The following is a 24,280-nucleotide window of genomic DNA, read 5'->3' as shown; positions in this document are numbered from 1 at the left end:
GCGGGCCCATCCTACTCCCTGGCTTTTGGGCTTCGATGAGCGCCGGCTGAGGCCGGCCGCCGGTCGCCGGCCCGCCAGATGAGAAAGCGTTCAAGAAGGAGCGTTAGGATCGCGAGCGCGGCGAGGATGGGCGAGAGGTCGAACGGTCGTTTCGGCGGCGGTCCGAGGCGGGGGGCCTCGAGCAGCCGGCCGCCGCTCGCCTTGGCCAGGGCCGCGAGGTTCGCCCGGCCGTCGGTGGCCGGCCACTCGGGGTCGCGGGCCAGGGGCACGCGGAAGCGAACCCGGGCGCCCTCGAGGACCACCGCGTCGCCGCCGGTGTTTTCCGGGAGGCGGAGTTCGTAGCGAAACGGGGCCACCGGGGCCAGGGGGTAGGTCTTGCCCGCGATCCGTGCCCGGGGCGGGGCGTCGAAGCGGCCCTCGACCACCAGGGTCTCCCCCACCAGCCGGTAGCGGGGCCGGGCTGGGGTATCGGCAAGCCAGCGCACCAGGTTGGCCAGCAGCCGGGGGGTGTCGGGCCAGTCCTGGAGGCTCTGGCCGAGATCGGTGGTGAGCGCCGCCACCCGCCCGTAGCTTCGCTCGCCGAGGGCCAAAACCGCCAGGTCCCCGCTTTGGATCACGGTCTTGGCCCAGGGCTTTCGGGTGGCGGGGAGGAGCACCCGCGCCGGCGGGGGCGGCGTCAGAGCCCGGGTGACGGGGTGGGGGAGGAGGGTGAGCGGGTAGCGGCCGAAGAGGCTCTCGGTGGCGAACGCCTTTTTCGCCTCGGCCTCGATGAGGCCGGCGAGGACGCTCGGGTCCTTGGCCTCGAGGTAGCGACCCCCACCCCGACCGGCCAGCCTTTTCAAGAAGGCGCGGTCGGCGTCGGCACCGAGGGCCAGGGTGTGGACCACGATGCCTTCGCCGCTCGCCTGTCGGGCCAGCGTTAGCGCCTGGGCCTGGCCTTCGGTGGCGCCGTCGCTGATCACCAGCACCCACTTCTTGGTGGCCTTCACCGGTTTGAGCGACTCGATGGCCGTGGCCAGGGCCGGGGGCAGATTGGTGCCGCCGCCGGCGGCCAGGGCTTTGAGGCGGACCTCGGCTTCGCGCTTGGCGCGGTAGGTCATGGGGCGGGGGGTGAGAAGCCAGCGGGGGCTCGACGCGAAGGCGATGACCCCAAGCCGGTCGGCCTCGCGGGCGGCGTTGACCGCGCGCAGGGCGCCCTCCACCGCGCGGTCGAGCTTGTTGCCCTGCATCGAGCCCGAGGTGTCGATCACCAGCACGAAGGCCGCGCCTTCCCCGGGCTTCGGTTCTACCGGCAGATCTTCAAAGACGCGGTGCCAGTCGCCGAAGAAAAGCCCCTTGGGGGTGGCGGTGAAGAGGAGACCGCCGCCGTCTTCCAAAAAGCGCTTCAGCCGTTCGGGCGCCCTGGCGCCGAGCCCTTCACTGCTGGCCCCGATGACCACCACCCGCGGGAGCTTTTCCGGAAGGGCGGCCTCGGTCAGGACCGAAAACCCCTGGGCCTGGAGGTATTTGGCGGCGGCGGGGTCGCCGATGACCAGGACCTCGGCTTTGCCGACCGGGGTGATGGTGGTGCTCTTTTGGTCGCTGCCCAGCGGCGTTTTGAGGCGCACCGTGATCCGGGTGGGGCCCTCGAGGACGAAGCGGTGCCCGAAGCCGGTGCGTCCTTTGGGCATGCTTCGGCGGTCGGTGGTGGTCTGGCCGTTGACCGTGAACGTCAGTTCGGCCTCGGTGGGCCGGCTGACCTCGACCAGGGCCCGCACCTCGATCAACTCGCCTTCGGTGGGGAACGGGGGTGTGATCAGGCCCGTGATCGCGACCCGGGGGGCGGGTTCAACGGGATAAGCGTCGATCGGCACCGAGCTCGGAGCGGTCGGGAAAAGGCCGTCGGAGATGAGCAGGATGCGATCGGGGTTGGCCTCGAGGGCGGCTTGGAGGGCCCGGGGGAAGTTGGTGGCCTCGCCGAGCGGCGCCCTGGAAAAGGGGTTTTGCACCCAGCTCGCCTGTTCGGCGAAGGCCAGGTAACGCACCGGCCCCTGAATATCGAGCTCGCTGAGGGCGGCCCGGGTCCCTTCCGCTGCCGATGGGCTTTGGTCCAGCATCACCACCGTGAGCCCTGGCGCCAGGGGCAGCCGGACGCCGGCCGCGGCCAGGATCAAAAGCGCCACCGTCAGCCGGCGGAGGTTCCCCCTGATCAGGGGCACCGCGGCGAGCAGAACGAGCACCCAGGGGTGGAGCACGCCCTCAGTCTACGCAGCCGCCGGCGATTTCTTCGCGCCTCCAGAGTTCGGGCGCCTCTTCGGCGCGTAAGAGCGGGCGAAAGCACCGGCCGTCGAAGAGGTAGGCGGCGGGCCTTGGGGTGTCGAGATAGTTACTGCTCATGGCGCTTCCGTAGGCGCCAGCCTCGCCGATGGCGATCAGGTCCCCCTCGCTGGGGATGGCAAGGCGAACCTCGCGCGCGATCACATCCCCCGACTCGCAAGCCGGGCCGGCGAGGTCGAAGGTGGCTTTTTCCCGGCCCTCATAGAGCGGCACGATGGGCGGAGTGGCCCCGTAGAGCGCCGGTCGCAAAAACTGCGCCATCCCGGCGTCGAGGAGCAGGTAGCGCCGGCGGGTTCGCTTTTCGCCCCAGACCCGGGCCACGAGCACCCCGGCCCGGGCCACCAAAAAACGCCCCGGTTCGAGCCAGACCTCGGACGCGACCTGGAAGAACGGTTCGACGAGGGGGGCGAGCCGTTCCACCTCGAGGTCCAGCCCGAACCCCCCGCCGAGGTCGACGACGGCAAAGGGGCCGAGCTCGCTGGCGAGGGCGTAGAGCCGCCGGTACCCCTCGGCGAAATCGCGGGGGTCGTTGAGGGACGAGCCGAGGTGCAGGTGGAGTCCGAGCACCCGAAGCCCGGCCGCTTTCGCCTCGGCCAGGGCCCGGGGGAGGTCCTCGGGCAAAAATCCGAACTGGCTGTCTCCCCGGCCGGTGGCCAGGCTGGGGTGGGTACGGACGGGGAGGTCGGGGTTGACGCGGATGAGGACCTCGGCCCCGGGGAGGTGCCGGGCCACCCGAAGAAGGTCGGCGAAGCTGTCGATGCCGAGCCGCGGCGCACCGAGCGGGGCCAAGGTTTCGAGCGCCCTGTCGGTCTTCACCGGCCCGTTCAAGAGGACTTCCTCGCGAGAAAAGCCGGCCCGCCAGGCGCGGAGCACCTCCCCCACCGACACCGCCTCGGCGCCGAAGCCGTGCCCCTTGAGAAGGCGCAGAATGCCGAGGCTGGGGTTGGCCTTTATGGCGTAGAGGAAGCGAACCCGACCAAAGGCGCGCAGAAGGCGCTTCGCCGCCTCGGCGATGGCTCCGGCGTCGTAGGCGTAAAAGGGCGTTTCCCGGGTGGGGGCAAAGCGTTTGAGGGCCTCGAGGAAGGCGGGCCTGAGCACGGGTTCACCATACCCCAGGTCGCTTTGGGACTTGGCGCCGGGGCGGGGTTGCGATAAGCTTGGACCGAGTCAAGATTTTCGGAGGGGACAGTGGAGTTTCTCCTGAATGACCAGCAGGCCGCGGTCATGGCTTTGGCCGAGCGTTTTGCCCGTGAAGAGATCGCCCCCCAGGCCGCGGCCTATGACCGCCGGGCCGAGTACCCCTACCCCATCGTCGAGGCGGCGCGGGGGCTCGGCTTCACCCACCTGATCGTGCCCGAGGCTTACGGCGGGCCCGGGCTCGATACCCTGGATCTGGCCCTGGTGGCCGAGGCCCTCGGCTGGGGATGCGCGGGCATCGCGGTGGCCATTTTGCTCAACAACCTGGTCGCCGACGCCATCCTCATCGGCGGGAGCGAGGCCCAAAAGCGCCGCTATCTACCGAGACTCGCACGCGAGGTCGCGAGCTACGCCCTGACCGAACCCGGCGCCGGGTCGGACGCCGCCGCCATCCAAACCCGCGCCTTCAGGCAGGGGCGCACTTACGTTTTGCGGGGCCAAAAGACCTGGATCAGCCACGCCACCGAGGCCTCCTTCTTCGTGGTCTTCGCCAAGACCGACCCCGGGCGCGGGCATCGGGGCATCAGTGCCTTCCTGGTCGAGCGCGAGGCCAAAGGGGTCGAGGTCGGGCCGCCGCTGGCCAAACTCGGCCAGAAGGCCTCGCCCGCGGCCGAGGTCACCTTCGACGACGTCGAGCTTCCCCTTTCGGCCCGGCTGGGCGAAGAGGGCGAGGGATTTTCCATCGCCATGCGGGTCTTCGACCGCTCGCGGCCGATGGTCGCGGCCCTCGCCACCGGGCTCGCCCGGCGGGCGCTGGATGAAGCCCGGCGGTATGCCGGTGCCCGCGAGAGTTTTGGCAAGAAGCTCTTTGAGCACCAGGCGGTGGGGTTCAAACTCGCCGAGATGGGCATGCGCCTGGCCGCGGCGCGGCTTTTGACCCGGGAGGCGGCCTGGAAGGCGGCGCGCGGGGTGCGGAATACCCTCGAGGCCGCCTACGCCAAGGCCTTTGCCGCCGAGGTGGCGGTGTGGGCCTCGGGGGAGGCGGTGCAGATCTTCGGCGGCTACGGCTACAGCGAGGACTACCCGGTGGCCAAGCTCTATCGCGACGCCAAGGTGTTCCCGATCTACGAGGGCACATCCGAGATCCAGCGCCTGGTGATGGTGCGGGAGCTTATGAAGGAGGTGGAGCGGTGAAGGAAGCGGTGATCCTGGAGGCAGTGCGCACGCCGATCGGCAAGCGCGGCGGCGCGCTCAGGGAAGTGCGGCCCGATGCCCTCTACGCCCACGTCCTCGACGCCCTGGTACGAAAGAGCGGTATCGCGCCGGCGCTGGTCGAGGACGTCATCACCGGCTGCGTAACCCAGGCCGGGGAGCAGGGGGCCAACGTGGGGCGGCTTGCGGTCTTGCTCTCCGAGCTCCCCCAGACGGTGCCGGCGGTGAGCCTCGACCGCATGTGCGGCTCCAGCCAGCAGGCGATCCACTTCGCCGCCCAGGCGGTGGCAGCCGGGGACGCGCGTTACCTGATCGCGGGCGGGGTCGAGTCGATGACCCGGGTGCCGATGTTCAGCGACATCGGCGGCGGCTTCGAAAAACTGAACCCCGACCTCCACAAAAAATACGAGATCGTGCACCAGGGCGAATCAGCGGAGCGCATCGCCGAGCGCTACCAGATTTCACGTCAGGAGCTCGACGCCTACAGCTTTGAAAGCCACAAAAGGGCCGCGCGCGCCACCGAAGCCGGGTACTTCCGGTCTCAGATCGCGCCCATCGAGGGCACCGATGCCGAAGGCCGCCCCTTCCTGCTCGAGGTGGACGAAGGGATCCGTTTCCAGCCCGATCTCGCCAGGATGCAGGCCCTGCCGCCGGCGTTTCGCGAGGACGGGGTGGTGACGGCGGCGAGTAGCAGCCAGATCTCGGACGGAGCGGCGGCCCTGCTCATCGCCGAACGCGAGGCGGCGATCGCCGACGGGTTCGTGCCCCGGGCCCGCTTTTTGGCCCGGGTGGTGGTGGCCGGCGATCCCACGCTGCAGCTTTTGGAGGTGATCCCGGCCACGAAAAAGGCGCTCGAGCGCGCGAACCTTAGCCTTGGGGATATCGATGTGATCGAGATCAACGAGGCGTTTGCCAGCGTGGTGCTCGCCTGGGCGCGCGAATTCAATCCGGACATGGAAAGGGTGAACCCCCTCGGCGGCGCCATCGCCCACGGCCACCCCCTGGGGGCCACCGGGGCGGTTTTGATGACCAAGCTGCTTTACGAGCTGGAGCGCCGCGACGGGCAGTTCGGGCTCCAGGTGATGTGCATCGGCCACGGCATGGCCACAGCCACGGTGATCGAGCGGATTTGAGGAGGGCGTATGAAGATCGAGGGCAAGAGCGTCATCGTAACCGGCGGCGCCTCGGGGCTCGGTGCGGCGACGGTGCGGCGCCTTCTGGCCAAGGGGGCCTGGGTCGTCATCGCCGACGTGAACGAAGCGGCGGGGCGGAATCTGGAAGATGCGAGTGGGGGGCGGGCGGTCTTCGTCCGGACCGACGTCACCGACGAAGCGGCGATGCAAGCGGCGGTGGCGGCGGCCACGAAGCTGGGGCCGCTCTCGCTCCTGGTGGCGGCGGCGGGCATCGGCGTGGCCAGGAAAATCCTCGGCCAGGCGGGACCGCACCCCCTGGCGCTCTTCCGGCAGGTCCTCGAGGTCAACCTCCTCGGCACCTTCAACGCCCTGCGGCTGGCGGCGGCGGCCATGGCGTCCAACGAGCCCGACCAGGACGGCGAGCGAGGGGTCATCGTGGTCACCGCCTCGGTGGCCGCCTTCGAGGGGCAGATCGGTCAGGCCGCCTACAGCGCCTCCAAGGGCGGGGTCAGCGCCCTCGTCCTGCCCGCGGCCCGGGAGCTCGCCCGCCACGGGATCCGGGTGGTGGGCATCGCCCCAGGCATCTTCGACACCCCCATGCTCGGGGCGCTCCCCGAGGCGGCGAAGGCGTCCCTGGCCGAGCAGGTTCCCTTCCCCAGGCGGCTTGGCCGCCCCGAGGAATACGCGGCCCTGGTCGAGCACATCGTGGAAAATCCCATGCTCAACGGCACCACCCTCCGGCTCGACGGGGCGCTCAGGATGGGTCCCACGTGAAACCGTTGGTGCTCGACCTCACCCGGCTCCTCCCGGGGCCGATGGCCTCGAGGGTGCTCGGGATGCTCGGCTTTCGCGTGCTCCGCCTCCTGCCCCCGAGCGGCGATCTGATGGCCGAGTTCCAGCCCCAAACCTACGCCTGGTTGAACGAGGGCAAGGAGACCGTCACCCTGGATCTGAAGACCCTCGAGGGCAAAGACCGCCTTTTTGCGCTCGCCAGGGAGGCGGCGGTGCTCTTCGAGACCAACCGCCCCGGGGTCATGGAGCGGCTTGGGGTGGGGCCGGAGGCGCTCCGCGCGGTCAATCCCAACCTGGTCTACGTGCGCATCGCCGGGTTCCGGGAGCCCGAGCTCCGGCGGGCGCCCGGCCACGACCTCACCTACCTGGCCCACGCCGGCCTTTTGGACCATTTCGGCGAGGCCTGGCGCTCGCTGCAGCTCGCCGACGTGGGCGGGGCGATGTGGGCGGCGCTGGCGGCGCTCGAGGGCCTTCGCCGGGGCGGGGGCTTTTTCGAGGTCTACCTTTCGGAGGCGGCGGAAATCTTCGCTTATCCAAAGCTCCCCTTCCTCGACGGCCGGGTGCTCTGCTACGCCACCTACCCCGCCGCCGATGGAGCGGTGGCGCTCGCCGCGCTCGAGCCGCACCTCTGGCGCCGCTTTTGCCAGGCGGCGGGCAAGCCTCACCTGGCGGGGGCCGCCTTTTCCCCGGCCGAGGCGACCAACCCGAGCTTCCTCGAGTTGCGGGCCTTCTTCGCGAAAAAGCCCCGGGCCGAGTGGGAGGCCTGGGCCCAAGCCCACGACCTTCCGATCGCCGCGGTGCGCGACTACGAGGCGCGGGGGGTCCGCTTACCCTGGCGTGAGTATTGACGTTTACGTAAAGGGGAGAGTATTCTGGGGCAAATCATGCCCGAACGGCAAAAGCGGACCTATACCATCGGTGACTTGGTCGAGGCGTTCGACGTGACCCCGAGGACGATCCGTTATTACGAGGAGGTCGGGCTCCTCTCGCCCAAGCGCCGCGGCCAGCGACGAATCTACAGCGAGGGCGACCGGGTGCGCCTCAGGCTCATCCTCCGCGGACGCCGGCTCGGGTTCAGCCTGGAAGAGATCCGGGAGATCCTGGCGCTTTACGACCCCGAGGAAGGGGGGAAGGCCCAGCTGGAGCGTGTTTTGAGGATGGGCGAGGCGAAGCTCAAGGAGATCGAGGCCCAGATCGCCGAGCTCGAGGCCATGCGACTGGAGCTTTTGGAGCGCGCCGAGGAAATCCGCCGGCTTTTGCGGGAAGCCTAGGCCGGCTTTTTTTGGAGGAGGCGGCAATGGAACATATCTCTTACGCCTACGGCAAGAACCACTTCCAGCTCGACGAGGACCTGCAGGCGGTGCTCTCGCACCACTGGAAGGGTTTCGCCGAGCACCGGCCCGAGCTCGATCGCTGGGGACTGCGGATGGGCACCGAGGTCTACGAAGCGGCCTACCACGTGGACCACGAGGGCCACCCGGTGCTGGTCATGCACGACCTCGACGGCAACCGGGTGGACCGGGCCCGGCTCTCCCCGATCCAGCGTCCCCTGCTCGAGGCCCTTCGGCCCATCGTCCGCCCGCCCTATGAAGGGGGGAGCTGGCACCACCACTACGCGCTCGGGTATCTGCTCGCCGACCCCGGCTTTTACTGCATCCTGACCATCACCCACCAGGTGGCCTACGCCATCCACAAGTACGCGCCCGAGCACGCCGAATGGAGGGACCGCCTGCTCTACGGCGGGGCCTTTGGCGCCACCTGGATGACCGAGATCCAGGGGGGCAGCGACCTGGGGGCGAATCGCACCGTGGCCCGCCGGGCCGGAGATGCGTGGATTCTTTCCGGGGGCGATAAATACTTCGCTTCCGGTGCCGGCCTCGCCGACGTGGCCATCGCCACCGCCCGGCCCGAGGGGGCGCCCGAGGGACCGAAAGGGCTCGCGCTCTTTTTGGTGCCCCGGATCAACAGCCGGGGTGAGCTGAACTATAAGGTCCGCCGTTACAAGGACAAAAGCGGCACCCGCGCCGTGCCCTCGGGGGAGGTCGAGTTCGAAAACACCGAGGCCTACCTCATCGGCGAGGCGGAAAAGGGGATCTACTACACCCTGGAAAACCTCACCGTCTCCCGGCTGGCGAACGCGGTGGCAGCCATGGGCATCGCCGCCAAGGCCCGCCTTGAAGCCCGGTTTCGCGTCGAGGCCAGGCGCGCGTTTGGCAAAAAGCTCGCCGAGCTGCCCCTCATTCGCTACGACCTCACCGACATCGCGGTGCGCCAGGCCGGGGGGCTGGCGCTGGCGTTCGCCGCCGTCGAGGCCTTTGACCGCGCCTGGAACGAGCGGCCGCCCTACAGCGCGAACTACCACTACGCCCGCTTCCTCTCGCACCTGGCCAAAAACCGCACCGCCGACCACGCGGCCGCGATCACCCGGCTGGCCATGGAACTCTTTGGGGGGCTCGGGTTTTTGGAGGAGTATGCCGTGGCCCGCTGGCATCGCGAGGCCCTGATCACGCCCATCTGGGAGGGGCCGAGCAACGTGCAGGCGCTCGATATGCTCGAGGCCATGCAGAAAAAGCAGGCCCACGAGCCGTTTCTGGCCGAGTTTGCCCGCTGGCTCGCCGGGGTGCCGGACGAGGAAGCAACGCTGGCGAAAGCGTCTGTGGAAGAGACCTTAAAGCGCCTTGCGAGCCTGGATTTCGAGGCGGCCCAGTGGACGGCCAAGGCCGCGGCCACGCGGCTGGCCGACGCGGCGACGGTGGCGCTCCTCTTCGACCTTTCGCGTACCGCGGGCGAGCGTTACCGCTTGCTGGCGCGGCTCTACGCCCGCCGCTTCCTCGCCGGCGAGCCCTACCCCGAATGGGCCCTCAAGACGCCGGAGGTGTTCGCCCAGGGGGTGGGCCATGCGTAGGCTGGTGGCCCACGAGATCCTCGGCCGGGCGGCGCGGCAGGCCCCGGATCAGCTGGTGGTGAGCGGGGCGCGTCGCTTTGGCTACGCCGAGGTCCACGACCGCGCCCTGAGGCTCGCCGACGCCCTTGCCGCCCGGGGGGTGGGCCGGGGCACGGTGGTGGGGGTGCTCGACCTCAACAGCCACCGCTTTTTTGAGCTCCACTTCGCCCTGTCGCTCCTCGGCGCGGTGATTCACCCCTTAAACTTCCGCCTCCCGCCCGCCGACCTCGCCTACACCATCGAGCACGCCGGCGACGAGTGGCTCATGGTCTGGACCGGCTTCGCCGAGGCGGCGGCACCGCTTAAGGGGCGGGTCAAGAACTGGGTGTGGCTCGACGAGGGTACGGTGCCCGATGGGGAGCTGAGCTACAGCGAGCTGCTCGAGGCGGGAAAGCCCCAGGAACCCGATTCGGCACGTCAGGTTCACGAAACCGACATCTACACCATCTTCTACACCACCGGCACCACCGGGCGTCCCAAGGGCATGCGTTACCGGCACCAGGACATCATCATGGCCTCGCTCTCCATCCTGCACCACCTGGCGCTCAACCGGGGCGGGGCCGAGGCCCATGCCCACGACGTCTTCATGCCCCTGATCCCCTTCTTCCACATTCACGCCTGGGGCACGGCCTTCTTCGTGCCTTACCTGGGGGCAAAACTCGTCCTTTTTGAGCGGGCCACGCCGGAAGCGCAGCTCGGTTTGATCGAGCGCGAGGGGGTCACCTGGCTGAACATGGTCCCCACCCAGCTGCACATGCTGCTCGAGGCCGCCGGCGAGCGGCGTCTTCCCCTCAAGGTGCTGACCGGCGGCAGCCCCCTGCCCAGGGGCCTTTCGGCCCGGGCCTGGGCCAGGGGGGTGCGCCACAGCCTGATCTACGGCGGCTCCGACCAGCTGGCCACCGCCATCGCCGCGCTGCCAGAGGGCGTGGACCCGGAGAGCGACGCGGCCCGCGCCGAGCTCGCCACCTGGGTTTTCCCGGTGCCGCTTGCCGAGGTCGAGGTGCTGGGCAAAGACGGTCAACCCGTCCCGCGGGACGGCCGCACCATTGGCGAGGTGCGGGTGCAAAGCCCCTGGTTGCCGCCCGAAGGCTATTTCAACGACCCCGACCGCACCCAGGCGAGCTACCGAGGCGGGTGGTTTGCCAGCGGGGACCTGGCGGTGGTCCGCGAAGACGGTGCCCTCTACGTCGTGGATCGGGAGAAGGACGCGGTGAAGTCCGGCGGCGAGTGGATCCCCTCGGCCCTGCTCGAGGCCGCGCTCTCCGAACACCCCGCCGTGGCCCAGGTCGCGGTGTTGGCCATGCCCGATGCCCGCTGGGGCGAGCGGCCCTTGGCGGTGGTCGAGGTGCGTCCGGGGCGGTCCCTCGACGAAGCCGCCTTGCGGGCATTCTTGCAGGAGAAGGTCGCCGAGGGGCGCATCGCACGCTGGTGGATCCCCGACCGCTTCGAGTTCGTCGGGAAAATCCCCCTCACCAGCGCCGGCAAGCTGCACAAGACGGCGCTCAAAAAGGCGCTCGGTCTGACGGAGTAAGCGCTTTCGAGGTAACGTAGTCCTCGTGCGAGTCATCGGACTTTCCGCCCAGCCCCGGATCGATCCACGCCGGCAGATGCCGGCCCGGATCTGGGGCGTGCTCGAGCCCTACCTCGAGGCCGTGAAGGCCGCGGGGGCGGTGCCGGTGGTGCTTCCCCCCATGGATGAGCCCAAGCTCGAGGCGGTGCTCTCCCGTCTGGATGCGGTGATCCTCACCGGCGGCAGCGACATCGACCCCGCCTATTTCGGCGAGGAGCCCGTGCCCGAGCTCGGCGAGGTGGTGCCGCCGCGGGATGCCCAGGAGGTCTTCATTGCCCGCTGGGCCGCCGAGCACGGCCTGCCCCTCCTCGGCATCTGCCGCGGGGCGCAGGTGGCCGCGGTCGCGCTCGGCGGCACGCTCTATCAGGACCTGGCCCGGGCCGGGTTTCGCGACCTCCAGCACCGGCAAGATTCACCCCCGCCGGCGCTGGCTCACTCGGTGCGGGCGATGAGGGCAGGCGTTTTGACCGCGCTTTTTGGCGATCGGTTCAGGGTCAACTCCTACCATCACCAGGCGATCAAGGCCCTGCCGGAGGGCTTCGTGGCACTCGCCGAGGCCCCGGATGGGGTTTTGGAGGCCGCGCAGCTTGGGGATCACCCCTTTTACCTCCTCATCCAGTGGCACCCCGAACTCCTGCCCGAGCACTGGGGCCTTTTCGCCGCCCTGGTTGAAGCGGCCGGGTCTGCTTAGGTCGCCCGTCCCTGGTGACAAGTGGTTTGGCATTGGTAAGGTAGTGGGTGTCGCTCGAAGGCCTAACGCTCGATCCCAATTGCACGACTCCCCTCTACCTCCAACTCAAGGGGCGGATTGAAGAACTCATCCGCCAGGGCAAGCTCCGCGAGGGCCAGGCCCTGCCCTCGGAGCGGGAGCTCGCCAAGCGGCTTGGGGTTTCCCGTCTGACGGTTCGGCGGGCTCTGGACGAGCTGGTTTCCGGCGGCATGCTCGTGCGCCGGCACGGTTCGGGAACCTTCGTGGCCAGCCGGGTGCAGCGGCCGCTCTCGGTGCTCACCGGATTCTCCGAGGATATGCGACAGCGGGGGATGACGCCGGCCTCGAGGTGGTTGCGCCGCGAGCGGGGCACGGCCACCCCCGAGGAGGCGATCGCGCTCTCGCTGGAGCCGGGGGAGGCGGTGGTGCGGCTGCTGCGGGTCCGCACAGCGGATCGGCTGCCGATGGCGATCGAGCACGCCGTGATTCCGGTCCGCTTTTTCCCCGATCCCGAGGGGATCGAGGAGTCGCTTTACGCGGCGCTCAAGGCCCGGGGGTACAGTCCGGAGTGGGCGCTTGAGCGGCTGCGGGCGGTGTCCGCGGGGAAGCGGGAGGCCTCGCTGCTTGGCATCCCCACCGGCAGCGCCCTCCTCTACATCGAGCGCGTGAGCTACCTCCCCGGAGGGACGCCGCTGGAGTTTACCCGGGCCCACTACCGGGGCGATCGCTACGACTTCATCGCCGAGCTCCGGGCGACCTGAGCCGGGGCGTTGGGGCGGCGCCGTGAAGTGTCTCAGCGGCCAGGTGCTCACCCCCCGGGGCTTTTTGCCGGGCCGGCTCTGTTTTTCGCGGCGGGTGGCCGGATTTGTGCCCGGTCCCGCGCCGGAGCGCTATATCCTTCCCGGCTTCATCGACCTCCACGTCCACGGGGGCGGCGGCGCCGACGCCATGCAGGGCGAGGCTGCGGTCCGGCGCCTGGCCCGATTTCACGCCGCCCACGGCACCACGGCGCTGCTCCCAACCACCGTGTGCGCGCCGGAGGCCGAGCTGCGATCGGCGCTTTTGGGCATCGAGGCGGTGCGGGTCCGGCCGGGACCGGGTGAGGCCCGGGTTTTGGGGGCACACCTCGAGGGCCCCTACCTGAACCCCAAGAAGCTCGGGGCCCAGCCGCCGCACGCTCGCCATCCCGACCCCGATGAGATGGCCTCGCTGCTGGCGCTGGCCCGCATCCGGGTGGTGACCCTGGCGCCGGAACTCCCCGGGGCCCTGGCGATCATCCGCCAGCTGGCGAGGGAGGGGATCCGGGTGCAGATCGGCCACACCGACGCCACCTATGAGGCGGCCGTGGCGGCCCTCGAGGCCGGCGCCGCCGGGTTTACCCACCTCTACAACGCCATGTCGGGCCTTTCCCACCGCGCGCCCGGGGCGGCGATGGCGGCGCTCCTTCGGGGCGGCTTCGCCGAGATCATCGCCGACGGCCTCCACGTGGCCCCCGAAGCCATCCGGCTCGCGCGCGAGCGCATCCCCGGGCTCTACGCGGTCACCGACGCGGTGGCCGCCGCCGGGATGCCCGACGGGTGGTACGCGCTTGGGCGGCAGCGGGGGCAAAAGCGGGGTGACGCGGTCCGGCTCCCAGACGGCACGCTGGCGGGGAGCACCCTGACCATGGACCGAGCCCTTGGCAACCTGGTGGCCTTCGGGGTGGCGCTTACGGATGCCGTCGCCATGCTCTCCCGGGTGCCCGCTTTGTACCTTGGACTCGCCGACCGGGGCACGCTCGCCCCCGGCCGGCGCGCCGACGTGGTGGTCATGGACGTGTCGCTCACGGTGGAGGAGGTCTATGTCGAAGGAAGAAGGGTCTTCCCGCACGAAGACGCTTGAGGCGCCCGAGGTGGCAGCGAGGGTCGAGCGCATCTTGAAGGAAAATCGCGAAGAGGCCCGTTCGCTCGGGCGGTTTCTGGCCAGGCGCCGGCCTGGGTTCGCCTTTTCGGTCTCGCCGGGGGTCGCGGGTCCCGGTCTGACCTACGCCCGCCACCTCCTGGGGGTGGCGCTCGGGCTGCCGCTCGCTCCTTTGGAGCCGGCCTGGACCCAGGTCTACCGGATGCAACCGGCTCTGGCCGGGTCGCTGGGCCTTTTCTTCGACCCGCGGCCCGGGTCGGTGGCGCTCGTGGGCACCGCCCGGGACCAGGGGGCGCTCACCGTGGGGCTGGCCGCGGACGAGGCCTCGCCGCTTTCCCGGGCGGTCGACGCGCTCTTCGTGCTTTTCCTCGAGGAGGACGACGGCCTTTTGGCCCGCTTTCTCGCCGAATCGGCGGTGATCTTTCAGTTCCTGGCCTATTGGCGCCAGGCGCCGGAGATGCAGCGGGCGATCGAGGCCCTGCCCGAGGCGCTTGATCGGGCCGGGAACCTCGAGTGGCCCGCGTTCCTCGAACTCTTTTCGGAAGCGGATCGGGTCGTCGTGGTCTCGCTCGGCCCGGGGGTGGCCGCCGCCGAAGCCGTGGCCCGCGGCATGGCGCGGGGCCTTGGGCGCTTTGCCGAGGCGCGCGCCATTGCCGAGGAACCCCCCTCGTTTGGGCGGGGCCCGGTCTTGGTTCTCGCGCCGGAGGACGAGGGGTATCCGCAGGTGCGCGATTGGGCCGAGGCGGCGGCTCGAAAGGGGGCAACCCTCGTCTTCGCCTCGGCCGAGTCCGGCCCCGGTCAGAGCGTCTCGCTGCCCAAAGCGCCGCATCCCTGGGCCGCGCCGCTGCTGCTGGCCCGGGCCTCGTTCCGGCAGCTTTCACGCCTGGCGGCGGGGGGCGGTGGCGATCGCTGAGGATAGCCGGCGACCGGCGCCTTCCCCCGCCAGCGCTGACGCTCTCCGGCCGGGATCAAGGGCGAGCGCCTACGGTTCCTCCGGCATCGAGGGGTAGAGCGCCCGGAACTCGGCGAGCAGACCCGGCCAGTCTTCGGCGGGCAGTCGGCAGGCGCCGGACCGGCAGAGGTAGGCCTTCCCGGGGGCTCGGTCCCTGAGCACCGGGAGCGCCGCTTCCGGGCCGAAAACCGTGGCCGTGAGCGGGAAGAATCCGTGGCGGATGGCGGGCTCGAGCGACTGGGTGGGCAGGACCAGCACAAGCTCGGTGCCCTCGAGGCCGAAGAGGTGGGCCCCCGCCTGGGCGCCAAACCCGAGAGGGCTTTGCGCGATCGCGGCCTCGAGCCCCTTCAGCGCCCGCCGCGCCGCCCCCTCCCACGCCGGCCGGTCAAAAACCGGCGCCAGCCGCAACAGGAGTTCGGCGGCGAGCGCGCTGCCCGAGGGGTAGGCGCCGTCGATCGGATCGGATGGCCGGCCGAGGGGCGTCGCGTGCAGGGCGTCGTAAAAACGCCCGTCGCGGTCATCGTAAAACCGCATGGCCGCCCCGGCGAGCGCCCCCGCCGCCTCGAGCCAGGCGAGCTTCCCGGTGGCGTGGTGGAGGGCGAGGAGCCCGAGGCCCACCGCCGCCTGGTCGGCGAGGTAGGCTTCCTCGCGGAGCCGCCCCGCCCGCCAGGCGTGGCGGATGAGTCCATCGCGCCTCAAGGTTTCGAGCAAAAAGCGCGCCGTCTTCTCGGCGGCCTCGAGGTAGTCGGGCCGGGAGAGGAGCCGGCCGGCCTCGGCCAGGGCGAAAAGGGCCAGCCCGTTCCAGTCGGCGAGGACCTTGGTGTCGACCGCCGGACGCGGCCTTTGGTCCCGGCGCCGGAGAAGCTTCCGTCGCCACCCGGGCCGGGGCTCGCCGCGACGCCAAAGGACGTTTTTCCCGTCTTCCCAGTTGCCTTCCTTTCGCACGCCAAAGACGGCGGCGGCGGGTTCGGCCGCCTCTCCGAGTGCCGCCGTCCACTCATCCCAGCTCCAGACGTAAAACGCGCCTTCCGCTCCCGGCTCGCCGGCGTCCAGGGCGGAGTAAAACCCGCCTTGCTCGCCCCGCATCTCGCGCAGCAGGAAATCCAGGGTTTCCTCGGCGACGGTGCGGAAGCGGGCGTTTTGCGTGAGCCGCCAGGCGGCGAGGTAGATCCAGGCCAGCTGGGCGTTGTCGTAGAGCATTTTTTCGAAGTGGGGCACCTGCCAGAAGGCGTCGACGCTGTAGCGGTGGAACCCGCCCCCGAGCTGGTCGTAGATGCCCCCAGCGGCCATCGCCTCGAGCGTCTTTTCCAGCATGCTCCGGGCCTCGCCCTCGCCCAGCCAGGCCCGGCGGACCAGGTAGGCGAGGATGGGCGCCTGGGGAAACTTGGGGGCCAGGCCAAAACCGCCGTTTTGGGGGTCGAAGGCGTGACGGAGGCCTTCCAGGACCCGGGTGTGCACTATGGCCTCGAGCCTGCCTTCGGTGGCTACCGAAAAGCTCGGGGCAAGGCCGGTCGCGATCCGCTCGGCCTCGGCGCGGAGTTTTCCCTCGTTCTCGTCCCAGGCCCGGGCCACGGCGAGGAGCACCTCCCCGAATCCCGGCAGACCCCCGCGGCGTTCTTTGGGAAAGTAGGTGCCACCGAAAAAGGGCCGGCCCTCCGGGGTCAGGAAGAGGCTCAGGGGCCAGCCGCCGGCGCCGCCGCTCATTCGCTGGTAGGCGCGCATGTAGAGCTGGTCGATGTCCGGGCGTTCCTCGCGGTCCACCTTGACCGGGACGAAGTGGCGGTTCAGGATCGACGCGATCCCCGGGTCGGCAAAACTCTCCTTCGCCATCACGTGGCACCAGTAGCAGGTGGCGTAGCCGACCGAGAGAAACATCGGCTTGTTTTCGCGCGCCGCTTTTTCGAAGGCCTCGTCCCCCCAGGGGTACCAGTCCACCGGGTTTTCGGCGTGCTGGAGAAGGTAGGGCGAGGTTTCCTTGGCGAGTCGGTTCATCGGACCTCCAGACGCTTTCCCCGAGGGTAGCCGGGTACGGCCCGGCGGGAAGGGAGCGAGGGCACAAAGCCCGGCCTGAGCTGGGGGAGAAGCAGTAACCCTGGCCTGGCTTTGGCCAGGGCGGCGGCCCGAATGCAAAAGGCCAACGAGGACCAGGCCTGCATCGGTACGGTGCTTGGAAAGCTCGTGGCGCTTACTTTGGTGGTCGCGCCCGGCCCGGGAGACGCCGGTTCCCCCTACAGCACTCGCGGCTGGAGGCTCTGGCGTGAAGCGGTTTTGCTTTCGTGAGCACGGCGATGGCTGCGAGGCCGGACTCTACGCTTAGAACACCAGGACCCGGTCGGCCCACCGGATTCAGTCGGTGTGTTCGGAGAGCGTGCTCCGGCGGGCACCTTCGACCAGCTCGTCACCTTCCCCCTCGCGCCGGGCGAGCGAGATGGCCAGGCGCAGGGCGTTGTAGGTGCGCTCGGTCCCGTAGGGTGGATCGCTCAGAATGAAGAGGGTCTTGGCCATGACCTTACTCTATTCACGTTCCCGGAGAGTTGCGCCTTTTGGGAAGGGGTGCTAAGCTGGAAGTACCCACCCCCCGAGGGGGGGGTAAGCCGAAGGAGGTGAGTGAATTGATTAAGCTCAAAGTGGACGGCATGACCTGCGACCACTGCGTGATGGCGGTGACCAAGGCCCTGAAAGGTGTTCCTGGCGTCGAGCGCGTGGTGGAAGTGTCTCTCGAGCGCGGAGAGGCACTCGTTGAGGGCAACCCCAACCTGGATGCCCTGATCGAGGCCATCCGCGAGGAAGGCTACGAGGCCAAGCCGGCAGATGCCTGAGGTTGCTGACCGTAACCATCTGCACCTGGATCCAAAGACCCGCGAGGAAGCGCGGCGGCGCTTGCTCTCCACCAAGGGCCACATCGAGGGCATCCTGCGCATGCTCTACGAGGACCAAAGCTACTGCGTCGATGTTCTGAAGCAGATCAAGGCGGTCCAGGGGGCTCTGAATAAGGTGGGCGAGCTGGTGCTCAAAAGCCACCTCCGGGACCACGTGGCCACGGCCAAGGACCGGGGCGACGTGGACCGGGTGGTCGAGGAGCTCATGGAGGTCCTCAAATACCGCTAGCCCGTCGGGTTATGGAGACGGCCTGAATTTCCGGTCGCGTGCCAGGGGCACGGGCACGTCAGGCTGTGCCTGACCTCAATCACCCCTTTCCTTCCTTTCGCGCCGCACCCGTTTGGGTGCGGCGGCCATTTGGTGCAGTATGGGTCTTGGGGGTATACCGGGAAGGGGATTGCACGGGTGGTAGAGGTGTGCTAAGCTTCAGATAACCCACCCCCCCAGGGGGGGGTAGGAAGGAGGCGAGAAGAGAATGACGCAGCAAATCACCGTAGGCGTTCAGGGAATGACCTGCGCCAGCTGTGTGACCAGGGTGGAAAAAGCCCTGAAAAAACAGAACGGGGTGGTGGAAGCCACCGTCAACCTGGCCACGGAAAAGGCCACCGTGACCTACGACCCGGAAAAGGCCAGCCTCGACGATATCCTGGGGGCCATTAAGGAGGCCGGCTACGAGCCGGTGCTCCAGAGCACCGAGATCCCCATCGCAGGCATGACCTGCGCGTCCTGCGTGACCCGGGTGGAAAAGGCCCTCAAAAAGCTCCCGGGCGTGGTGGAGGCCACGGTCAACCTGGCCACCGAGCGGGCGACCGTGCGTTACCTCCCCGAGGTGGTCAGCCTGGCGCGCATGAAGGCGGCCATTAAGGAAGCCGGATATGAGCCCCTCGAGGTCGCCGAATCGGGCGGGGGCGACCCCGAAGCCGAAGCTAGGGCTAAAGAGCTTCAGACGTTGCGCAAGGACATCACCCTGGCGGCGGTGCTGACCGTACCTTTGGTCATCATCGCCATGACCCCTTACGCGCCCGATTCGTTCTTCCTCAAACAGTGGATGCAGGCGCTCCTGCCCGAGACCATCTGGCGCTGGATCGAGTTCGCGTTGGTGACCCCGGTGATGTTCAAGGCCGGCTGGCGCTTTTTCCGCGTGGGCTGGGCCGAGCTCAAGCACCGGGCTCCGGGCATGAACTCGCTGGTCATGATCGGTACCAGCGCCGCCTATCTCTATTCGCTGCTCGCCATCCTGGTCCCCGAGATCTTCCCCGAAGGAACCGCTAGCACTTACTTTGAGGCGGCGGGCGTCATCGTGACGTTGATCCTACTGGGTAAGTACCTAGAACTCGTGGCCAAGGGACGGACCTCGGAGGCCATCAAGAAGCTGATGCAACTCCAGGCCAAAACCGCGCGGGTCCTGCGCGACGGGAAAGAAGTCGAGCTCCCCATCGAAGCGGTGGTGCCCGGCGATCTGGTGGTGGTGCGCCCCGGCGAGCGGATCCCGGTGGACGGCGAGGTCACCGAGGGTGAGTCCTACGTCGACGAGTCGATGATCACCGGTGAGCCGGTTCCGGTGGCCAAGCAGCCCGGCGACGAGGTGGTTGGGGGCACGGTCAACAAAACCGGGTCCTTCGTCTTTAAGGCCACCCGCGTCGGCGCCGACACCGTGCTGAGCCAGATTATCCGCATGGTCGAGGAGGCCCAGAGCCAAAAGCCGCCCATCCAGCAGCTCGCCGACAAGATCGCGGGCGTGTTCGTCCCCGTCGTGCTCGTCATCGCCGCGATCACCTTCGCCGTTTGGTACATCTACGGCCCGAGCCCGCAACTGACCTTCGCCTTCGTGACCGCGGTGAGCGTGCTGCTCATCGCCTGCCCCTGCGCCATGGGTCTGGCCACGCCCACGTCCATCATGGTCGGCACCGGCAAGGGCGCCGAGATGGGCATCCTCTTCCGGAAGGGCACCGCGCTTGAGATGCTCGGCAAGATCAAGACCGTGGTCCTCGACAAGACCGGTACCCTGACCAAGGGGCGGCCCGAGCTCACCGATTTGCGCCCGCAAAGCGGGTTTAGCGAGGAGGAAGCGCTCAGGTTGGTCGCCGCCGCCGAGCAAAAGAGCGAGCACCCCATCGCCGAGGCCATCCGTCACGCCGCCGAGGCGCGGGGGATCACGCTCCCTGAGGTCAGCTCGTTCGAGGCGATTCCCGGGTTCGGCCTCAAGGCCGAGATCGAGGGGCGCACCGTCTACGTCGGCGCTGACCGCTACATGAAGCAGCTCGGCATCGACATCGCCGGCACCGAGGCGTTGGTGGGCGAGCTCTCCGACCAGGCCAAGACCCCGATCTACGCCGCGGTGGACGGCAAGCTGCTCGCGGTGATCGCGGTCGCCGACCCCTTGAAGGAAGGCAGCGCCGAGGCGATCGCCGCGCTCAAGTCGATGGGCATCGAGGTCGCCATGCTGACCGGCGACAACCGCCGGACCGCCGAGGCGATCGCCCGCCAGGTGGGCATCGAGCGGGTCCTGGCCGAGGTGCTGCCCGATCAGAAGGCGGAGGAGGTCAAGCGCCTACAGGCCGAGGGCAAGAAGGTGGCCTTCGTCGGCGACGGGATCAACGACGCGCCGGCGCTGGCCCAGGCCGACGTGGGGATCGCCATCGGCACCGGGACCGACATCGCCATCGAGGCCGGCGACGTCATCCTGATGGCGGGCGACCTCCGCGGGATCGTGAACGCGGTGGCGCTCTCCAAGGCGACCTTCCGGAACATCGTCATGAACTTCTTCTGGGCCTACGCCTACAACACGGCGCTGATCCCGGTGGCCGCCGGCGTGCTCTACCCCTTCTTCGGCATCCTGCTCAACCCGGTCTTCGCCGCGGCGGCGATGAGCTTCTCCAGCATCTTCGTACTCACCAACTCGCTGCGCCTGCGCCGTTTCCGCCCGCTGATCGCCCATGAGCACGAGAAGGCCGACGAGCTGCGGCCGGCGGTGGCGTGAGGAGGTCGGGAGCGATGCTGAAAGTGCTTTTGAACCGAAAAGCGACCAGCAAGGTGGTGCTCTACACCACCCCCACCTGCAGCGACTGCCGCGCCCTCAAAGCCTGGCTCGAGGCCAAGGGCATCGCCTACGAGGAGCGCGACCTCACCGACCCCAAGGTGATGGAGGAGGCCAAACAAAAATACGGCGTTCGCGTCGCTCCCATCACCGTCATCGGCAAGGAATTCTTCTACGGCACCTTCCCCGAGCAGCGGCCGAAGATCGCAAGGCTCTTAAAGCTCGAGGGTTAGGCGAGACCGCCCCACCGTGGCGTTTGCCACGGTGGGGGCTTTTCGTGCCAAGTTCGCGCCCCCTGGCCAGGCCAGGGGGCGCTTTTTGGGGTACTGGTATGGCGAAGGTGCGCTTTGGCGGTTAGTGGTGGCCGTGATGATGGCCGCCGTGGCCGTGGTGATGGCCGCCGTGGCCACCGTGGCCGCCGCCGATATAATCTTCGGGCGCCTTGTCGAAGCTCTTCTTGCAGCCAGCGCAGCAGAAGTAGTAGGTCTTGCCCTCGTACTCGGAAACGAAGCTGGTCTCCTTGGGGTTGACCTCCATACCACAAACGGGATCCTTGACCATTTCCATGCTCGTGCCTCCTTCCGGGGTGATGCGAACCCCCAGGTGGTCATTATAACCCACCCCGGGGGGGGTGGGAAGAGGGGTGGCGGGTATCCTGGAAACGTGGGCTCGATCCGCGAAGCCGGGTGGCCGCTGCCATAGACTGGGGGGGTGCGAAGGGCAACCCCTACGGTGTGGATCGGACAGGTACCCGTCGGTGGCGGGCATCCGGTGGTGGTGCAGGCGATGACCAATACGGACACCGCCGATGCCCAATCGACCGCGGCCCAGGTCGCCGAGCTGGCGGCGGCGGGTGCCGAGATCGTCCGCATCACGGTGAACAACGAGGCGGCGGCGAGGGCGGTTCCCGAGATCAAGGAACGGCTCGAAGACCAGGGGCTTTCGGTTCCCCTGGTCGGCGACTTTCACTTCTCGGGGCACGTTTTGCTGCGAAGGTTCCCGAAGGCGGCCCAGGCGCTGGATAAGTTCCGCATCAACCCCGGCACCCTGGGCAAAAAGCGAAAGGATCAGGCGTTTTCCGAAATGATCGCCGTGGCCAGGGACCTGGAAAAGCCGGTGCGCATCGGGGGCAACTGGGGCTCGCTGGATATGGAGGTCCTGGCCGAGCTCATGGACGAAAACGCGCGCCGGGCGGAGCCGGCCCCGGCCGAGGCGGTGGTGCTCTCGGCGCTGGTTGAGAGCGTGGTGCGCTCGGCGGAGGCGGCGCTAGCGCTCGGCCTCCGGGAAGACCACATCGTGCTCTCGGCCAAGGTGTCGCGGGTGGCCGAGCTGCTTTGGGTCTACCGCGAGCTCGCCCGGCGCACCCCCTTCGCCCTGCACCTCGGCCTCACCGAGGCCGGCATGGGCACCAAGGGAATCGTGGCCAGCACCGCCGCTCTGGCGCCGCTTTTGCTCGAGGGCATCGGCGACACCATCCGCGTCTCGCTCACCCCGCGTCCCGGCGAGCCCCGCAGCCGCGAGGTCGAGGTGGCCTGGGAGCTGCTCCAGGCGCTGGGGTTGCGCCGTCGCTCGCCCGAGGTCTCGGCCTGCCCGGGTTGCGGTCGCACCACCAGCACCCGCTTCCAGGAGCTGGCCGAGCGGGTCGAGGCCTACTTGAAGGCCAGGCTCCCCGAGTGGAAGGCGCGCTACCCCGGCGTCGAGACGCTCAAGGTGGCGGTCTTGGGCTGCGTGGTCAACGGCCCCGGAGAGTCCAAGCACGCCGACATCGGCATCAGCCTCCCCGGCACCGGCGAGGACCCAAAAGTTCCGGTTTACGTCGACGGCAAGCACTTCACGACGCTTTCCGGGGAAGACCTCGAGGCCCAGTTCCTGGCCATCCTCGAGGCCTACGTCGAAAGGCGCTTCGGCGCCAAGTGAGCGTCCACGGGTTTTTCAACATGACGGTGCGAGATTGGCGGTCGTTTGCGTTTGCCCGGGGTCCCCGCCGTGGCTTTTGCCACGGCGGGGTACTTAAGAAAGAATCGTCTCGGCCCTGAAAAAGCGGCCAAACGCCCAGGCGCCGAGGGCAAACCCCAAAAGCCCTGCCGCCAGGGCGACCCAGGCCACGGTCCAGGGGTTCAGGTCGGGGCGGAAGGTGATGGTGAGGAAGAGCGCCAGCACCGGCAAAAGGGCGAGGGTGCGAAGGAGGCTGCCGGAGTTGCCGAGCTGCACCCGGGTCAGGGCGGGGAAGAAGAGCGCGAGGAAGAGCGCCACGGTCACCGAAAAGAGCGCCACCGCCAGCGGCACCACCGCCACCAGCGCCACGAAGGCGCCCTGGAGCCGGATGCTGGCTCCCAAAAGGGCGAGCAGGACATACGCGCCGCCAAAGGCGGAAAGCGTAAGCAGCGCCCAGCCCACGGCGGTATGGAAGAGGCGCGAGAGCAAGAGGGCGAGCCCCACCTCGCTTTTGCGGTAGGGGCCGGCGAGCAAGAGCTCGATCCGGGCCCGCCCGCTCTCGCTGGCAAAGGCGGCTTCGACGCCGCCGCTCGCGGTGAGGGCCACGAAGAGGGTGATGAGGTAGGGACCCTGCAGGTATACCAGGGCCGCCGCCAGCGCCAGGTTGCCCTCGAGACCGGGGAAGTAGAGCCGGGCCGCGGCCTCGAGGGCCCGTCGGGTGGGGCCGGTGAAGAGCCCCGGCAGGTAGACCGCGACCAGGGTGAAGGCCCAGAAGATGGCCGCGTAGCCGAGGGGAACCAGGTAGAGCTTGGGGCTGAGCACCTTTCGCTCGTGACCGAAGAGGATCTTTGCCAACCGCCAACCCATCTCAGGCCTCCGCTCCGTCCTCGAGGTCGAAAAACCAGCGCTCGAGCGGGTTTTCCGCCTCTTCCACCCGGAAGACCTCGACCCCTTTTTCGACCAGGGCCCGAACCAGCCGGGCCGCCGCCCCGTCGTTTTCCACCTCGACCCAGTAACGCCCCCCGCGTTCCTCGAAGGGGACCTCGAGGGCCCGGAGCGCTTCGCTGGCCCCGGCGCCGAGGCGGAGCACCAGGCGACGCCTGCCCCCGGTCGTGAGGGCCTCGAGCCGGCCCCGGGCCACGAGCCGCCCCTGGCGCAAAAAGAGCACTTCCTCGGCGAGCTCCCGGGCTTCGTAGAGGTTGTGGGTGGAGTAGAGGACGAGGCGTTCTTCGGCGAGCGATTTTAAAAGCGACCGCAGCTCGCGGGCGGCGGTGGGGTCGAGCCCGGTGGTCGGTTCGTCGAGGAGGAGCACCCGCGGGTCGCCGAGCAAAGCCCGTGCGAGGGCCACCCGCTGCAGCTGGCCCCGGGAGAGCGAGCCCAGGCGCTTTGCCAGCAAGGGGACGAGGTGCAACCGCCCGGCGATCTCGTCCACGCGCCCGGGCCCGACGCCCAGCGCCCGGGCCCAGAATTCGAGCTCGTCGCGCACCCTGGCCTCCGGGGTCATCCCGGCGCGGTGGGGCAGGTAGGCGAGCGCTTTCTTGACCTGCGGCTCGCGATGGGGGTCTTTTCCCAGCAGCCGCACCCCGCCCCGCCGGGCCGGCAGCACCCCGGCGGCGACGCGAAAGAGCGTGGTTTTGCCCGCCCCGTTGGGGCCGAGCAGCACGTAAAATCCCGCTTGAAGGTCGAGGTCGACCCCATGCAGCACCTCGCGTGCGCCGTAGCCAGCGTGGATCCCACTGAGCTTGAGCATCGAGGGCATTCTAT

Annotated in this window: 24 protein-coding genes; 17 read left to right on the top strand and 7 right to left on the bottom strand. The window is 68.9% G+C overall.

Annotation, left to right across the window (positions count from 1 at the left end; genetic code table 11):
* Positions 1-11: 11 nt before the first annotated feature.
* The gene (locus ACZ5BT_RS04505; protein WP_464885423.1) at positions 12-2,234 is read right to left on the bottom strand and encodes a vWA domain-containing protein; all 2,223 of its coding nucleotides are present in this window, start codon (positions 2,232-2,234) and stop codon (positions 12-14) included.
* A 4-nt stretch (positions 2,235-2,238) separates the two neighbouring features.
* Complete coding sequence (gene lysA / locus ACZ5BT_RS04500; protein ID WP_464885422.1) at positions 2,239-3,414, bottom strand: diaminopimelate decarboxylase; 1,176 nt, start codon at positions 3,412-3,414, stop codon at positions 2,239-2,241.
* Positions 3,415-3,504: 90 nt separating this feature from the next.
* Between lysA and ACZ5BT_RS04495 the strand changes: the two genes are divergently transcribed.
* From ACZ5BT_RS04495 to ACZ5BT_RS04445, 11 genes are read left to right on the top strand one after another with little or no spacing between them, the layout of a single operon-like run.
* Positions 3,505-4,647: an acyl-CoA dehydrogenase family protein gene (locus ACZ5BT_RS04495; protein ID WP_464885421.1), complete on the top strand. Its 1,143-nt coding sequence runs from the start codon at positions 3,505-3,507 to the stop codon at positions 4,645-4,647.
* Positions 4,644-5,798, top strand: a complete 1,155-nt coding sequence (locus tag ACZ5BT_RS04490) for a thiolase family protein (RefSeq protein ID WP_464885420.1) — start codon at positions 4,644-4,646, stop codon at positions 5,796-5,798. The genes ACZ5BT_RS04495 and ACZ5BT_RS04490 overlap by 4 nt, the downstream gene beginning before the upstream one ends.
* A 9-nt stretch (positions 5,799-5,807) precedes the next feature.
* Positions 5,808-6,572: an SDR family NAD(P)-dependent oxidoreductase gene (locus tag ACZ5BT_RS04485; protein WP_464885419.1), complete on the top strand. Its 765-nt coding sequence runs from the start codon at positions 5,808-5,810 to the stop codon at positions 6,570-6,572.
* Positions 6,569-7,438, top strand: a complete 870-nt coding sequence (locus tag ACZ5BT_RS04480) for a CoA transferase (RefSeq protein ID WP_464885418.1) — start codon at positions 6,569-6,571, stop codon at positions 7,436-7,438. The genes ACZ5BT_RS04485 and ACZ5BT_RS04480 overlap by 4 nt, the downstream gene beginning before the upstream one ends.
* Positions 7,439-7,474: 36 nt before the next feature.
* On the top strand, positions 7,475-7,861 hold the full coding sequence (locus ACZ5BT_RS04475; protein WP_464885417.1) for a MerR family DNA-binding protein: 387 nt from the start codon (positions 7,475-7,477) through the stop codon (positions 7,859-7,861).
* Between the two features lie 26 nt (positions 7,862-7,887).
* Positions 7,888-9,495, top strand: a complete 1,608-nt coding sequence (locus ACZ5BT_RS04470; protein ID WP_464885416.1) for an acyl-CoA dehydrogenase family protein — start codon at positions 7,888-7,890, stop codon at positions 9,493-9,495.
* The gene (locus ACZ5BT_RS04465) at positions 9,488-11,065 is read left to right on the top strand and encodes an AMP-binding protein (protein ID WP_464885415.1); all 1,578 of its coding nucleotides are present in this window, start codon (positions 9,488-9,490) and stop codon (positions 11,063-11,065) included. The genes ACZ5BT_RS04470 and ACZ5BT_RS04465 overlap by 8 nt, the downstream gene beginning before the upstream one ends.
* Before the next feature lie 25 nt (positions 11,066-11,090).
* Entirely contained in the window at positions 11,091-11,795 is a 705-nt protein-coding gene (locus ACZ5BT_RS04460; RefSeq protein ID WP_464885414.1) for a gamma-glutamyl-gamma-aminobutyrate hydrolase family protein, read from the top strand.
* A 47-nt stretch (positions 11,796-11,842) separates the two neighbouring features.
* Complete coding sequence (locus ACZ5BT_RS04455) at positions 11,843-12,574, top strand: GntR family transcriptional regulator (protein WP_464885413.1); 732 nt, start codon at positions 11,843-11,845, stop codon at positions 12,572-12,574.
* 22 nt (positions 12,575-12,596) lie between these two features.
* Complete coding sequence (gene nagA, locus ACZ5BT_RS04450; protein WP_464885412.1) at positions 12,597-13,694, top strand: N-acetylglucosamine-6-phosphate deacetylase; 1,098 nt, start codon at positions 12,597-12,599, stop codon at positions 13,692-13,694.
* Positions 13,654-14,625, top strand: coding sequence for an SIS domain-containing protein (locus ACZ5BT_RS04445; RefSeq protein WP_464885411.1), 972 nt, complete (start codon positions 13,654-13,656; stop codon positions 14,623-14,625). The genes nagA and ACZ5BT_RS04445 overlap by 41 nt, the downstream gene beginning before the upstream one ends.
* A gap of 69 nt (positions 14,626-14,694) precedes the next feature.
* On the opposite strand, the gene ACZ5BT_RS04440 is transcribed toward ACZ5BT_RS04445, so the two are convergent.
* Positions 14,695-16,656 (bottom strand): thioredoxin domain-containing protein, encoded by a 1,962-nt coding sequence (locus ACZ5BT_RS04440; RefSeq protein ID WP_464885410.1) that lies wholly within the window; start codon positions 16,654-16,656, stop codon positions 14,695-14,697.
* 132 nt (positions 16,657-16,788) lie between these two features.
* On the opposite strand from ACZ5BT_RS04440, the gene ACZ5BT_RS04435 reads away from it, so the two are divergent.
* Positions 16,789-16,944: a hypothetical protein gene (locus tag ACZ5BT_RS04435; protein ID WP_464885409.1), complete on the top strand. Its 156-nt coding sequence runs from the start codon at positions 16,789-16,791 to the stop codon at positions 16,942-16,944.
* Positions 16,945-17,010: 66 nt separating this feature from the next.
* On the opposite strand, the gene ACZ5BT_RS04430 is transcribed toward ACZ5BT_RS04435, so the two are convergent.
* Positions 17,011-17,169: a hypothetical protein gene (locus ACZ5BT_RS04430; RefSeq protein WP_464885408.1), complete on the bottom strand. Its 159-nt coding sequence runs from the start codon at positions 17,167-17,169 to the stop codon at positions 17,011-17,013.
* A 107-nt stretch (positions 17,170-17,276) separates the two neighbouring features.
* Here ACZ5BT_RS04430 and ACZ5BT_RS04425 point away from each other — a divergent pair, with 107 nt between their 5' ends.
* The 4 genes from ACZ5BT_RS04425 to ACZ5BT_RS04410 all read left to right on the top strand — a co-directional run bounded on the left by ACZ5BT_RS04425 (position 17,277) and on the right by ACZ5BT_RS04410 (position 20,814).
* The gene (locus tag ACZ5BT_RS04425) at positions 17,277-17,483 is read left to right on the top strand and encodes a CopZ family metallochaperone (RefSeq protein WP_464885407.1); all 207 of its coding nucleotides are present in this window, start codon (positions 17,277-17,279) and stop codon (positions 17,481-17,483) included.
* Positions 17,476-17,772, top strand: a complete 297-nt coding sequence (locus tag ACZ5BT_RS04420; RefSeq protein WP_464885406.1) for a metal-sensitive transcriptional regulator — start codon at positions 17,476-17,478, stop codon at positions 17,770-17,772. The genes ACZ5BT_RS04425 and ACZ5BT_RS04420 overlap by 8 nt, the downstream gene beginning before the upstream one ends.
* Before the next feature lie 247 nt (positions 17,773-18,019).
* A complete protein-coding gene (locus ACZ5BT_RS04415; RefSeq protein WP_464885405.1) occupies positions 18,020-20,524 on the top strand; it encodes a heavy metal translocating P-type ATPase in 2,505 nt (834 codons plus the stop codon).
* Between the two features lie 14 nt (positions 20,525-20,538).
* Positions 20,539-20,814 (top strand): glutaredoxin family protein, encoded by a 276-nt coding sequence (locus ACZ5BT_RS04410; protein ID WP_464885404.1) that lies wholly within the window; start codon positions 20,539-20,541, stop codon positions 20,812-20,814.
* 121 nt (positions 20,815-20,935) lie between these two features.
* Here ACZ5BT_RS04410 and ACZ5BT_RS04405 read toward each other — a convergent pair whose 3' ends face one another.
* Positions 20,936-21,148 carry a YHS domain-containing protein gene (locus ACZ5BT_RS04405; RefSeq protein WP_464885403.1) on the bottom strand — a complete coding sequence of 71 codons (213 nt, stop codon included), beginning with the start codon at positions 21,146-21,148 and terminating at the stop codon, positions 20,936-20,938.
* Between the two features lie 144 nt (positions 21,149-21,292).
* Between ACZ5BT_RS04405 and ispG the strand changes: the two genes are divergently transcribed.
* Positions 21,293-22,498 carry a flavodoxin-dependent (E)-4-hydroxy-3-methylbut-2-enyl-diphosphate synthase gene (gene ispG, locus ACZ5BT_RS04400; RefSeq protein ID WP_464885402.1) on the top strand — a complete coding sequence of 402 codons (1,206 nt, stop codon included), beginning with the start codon at positions 21,293-21,295 and terminating at the stop codon, positions 22,496-22,498.
* Between the two features lie 93 nt (positions 22,499-22,591).
* On the opposite strand, the gene ACZ5BT_RS04395 is transcribed toward ispG, so the two are convergent.
* Together ACZ5BT_RS04395 and ACZ5BT_RS04390 are read right to left on the bottom strand one after the other, a co-directional pair.
* A complete protein-coding gene (locus tag ACZ5BT_RS04395) occupies positions 22,592-23,383 on the bottom strand; it encodes a hypothetical protein (RefSeq protein ID WP_464885401.1) in 792 nt (263 codons plus the stop codon).
* A gap of 1 nt (position 23,384) precedes the next feature.
* Complete coding sequence (locus ACZ5BT_RS04390) at positions 23,385-24,266, bottom strand: ABC transporter ATP-binding protein (protein WP_464885400.1); 882 nt, start codon at positions 24,264-24,266, stop codon at positions 23,385-23,387.
* Between the last annotated feature and the right edge of the window lie 14 nt (positions 24,267-24,280).

The organism is Vulcanithermus mediatlanticus, from assembly GCF_055385885.1.
Note: the sequence above shows the minus strand (reverse complement) of the source record. Positions and strands in the feature narration are given on the sequence as shown.